The following is a 1,182-nucleotide window of genomic DNA, read 5'->3' as shown; positions in this document are numbered from 1 at the left end:
CTTTTTTCCAATCCTACGCCAGCAAGCAAGGGGCGTTTAGTAAACCGTTCATCCGGTGCCATCATTGTTTTGTCTGCTAATCCTTTCACTATTGGTAGAGAACCCACGAACACCCTAGTGTTAGAAGATGCGATGTGTTCTCGCAACCATGCCCAAATTCTGCAAATTCCAGAGCCTCAGGACAAAGTGCGCTATCAAATCATTGATGTAGGTAGTTCCAATGGTACTTTTGTGGACCAACAGCGGCTTACCTCCCATCAACCCTTTTCGCTCAGTGCAGGAAATGTGATCCAGATTGGTAATCAGGAATGGACTTTCCAGTTACCTTGAGCAGTTGATCCGCATCTAATACTCTACGAGGTAGCATTACCGTAAAGGTAGTGCCAAGACTGATATCACTGTTTAGACTAATTGTCCCGCCATGGATATCGACACATTTTTTGACAATAGCTAACCCCAGTCCAGTACCAGAAATATTTTCTACATTCGAGCCATGACCGGAACATAGTCTTCCCCAACATGGGATCTAATCGCGATTAGTTCTATAGTTCCCACTTTTCTAGGCAAGAGCGTCAAGCAAAAAACTGCTTAAAAATTGGGTTCGATTACCCATTACCTATTACCAGTTGGGTTAACGGGGGTATTCAACCCTGATCAGGTATGGCTATCGATGCTTGATCAACAGCTTTTGTGATAATATAGAGGTATATTGCGATTGGGGCTGTGGCTCAGCTGGATAGAGCAAGCGCCTCCTGAAAAATCGGGCACCATGGAAGAAATTCTGTGAGTGAATGTGGTCAAATTCGGTGAAACCTAAGGGGTATTTAGCTTATTGAGTACTCTAAGGCAATACCGAGCCAAGCCTGAATCTGTGTGCGAGTAATCGTCGAGGTTAAATCCAGGAAGGTGGAGAGACTAGACGGCCACCACCTAAGGGGTATTATCCTTAATGGGTATTATCCTAGGGTGAAGGTATAGTCCAGAGAGTGGGGAAACTCACACCAATCTGAAGCGCTAGGTCGCCGGTTCGAATCCGGCCAGTCCCGTTTTTAAGCTGTTAGCTACCCCGGCGAGAAGCCCCGCACCATAATCAAAGATTTGGTGTCGGGATGATAGCCGGGACAGGGTTTATGTAAATTAACAGTTATCATTCACCTGGTTTGTGTTAAGATATTTTGATGG

General features: G+C 45.3%; 1 protein-coding gene and 1 pseudogene. One reads left to right on the top strand and one right to left on the bottom strand.

Going from position 1 to position 1,182, the window contains the following annotated elements; translation table 11 throughout:
* Positions 1 to 330: FHA domain-containing protein (locus F6K53_RS44035; protein WP_293087166.1), on the top strand; the 330-nt coding region annotated here is incomplete at its 5' end.
* On the opposite strand, the pseudogene F6K53_RS44030 reads toward F6K53_RS44035, so the two are convergent.
* Positions 272 to 493: pseudogene (locus F6K53_RS44030) on the bottom strand (ATP-binding protein); the annotation flags it as partial. The gene F6K53_RS44035 and the pseudogene F6K53_RS44030 sit on opposite strands and share 59 nt — an antisense overlap.
* Positions 494 to 1,182 lie beyond the last annotated feature (689 nt).

Source organism: Moorena sp. SIO4A1 (genome assembly GCF_010672065.1).
Taxonomy (GTDB): domain Bacteria; phylum Cyanobacteriota; class Cyanobacteriia; order Cyanobacteriales; family Coleofasciculaceae; genus Moorena.
This window is presented reverse-complemented; position numbering and strand designations above follow the sequence as displayed.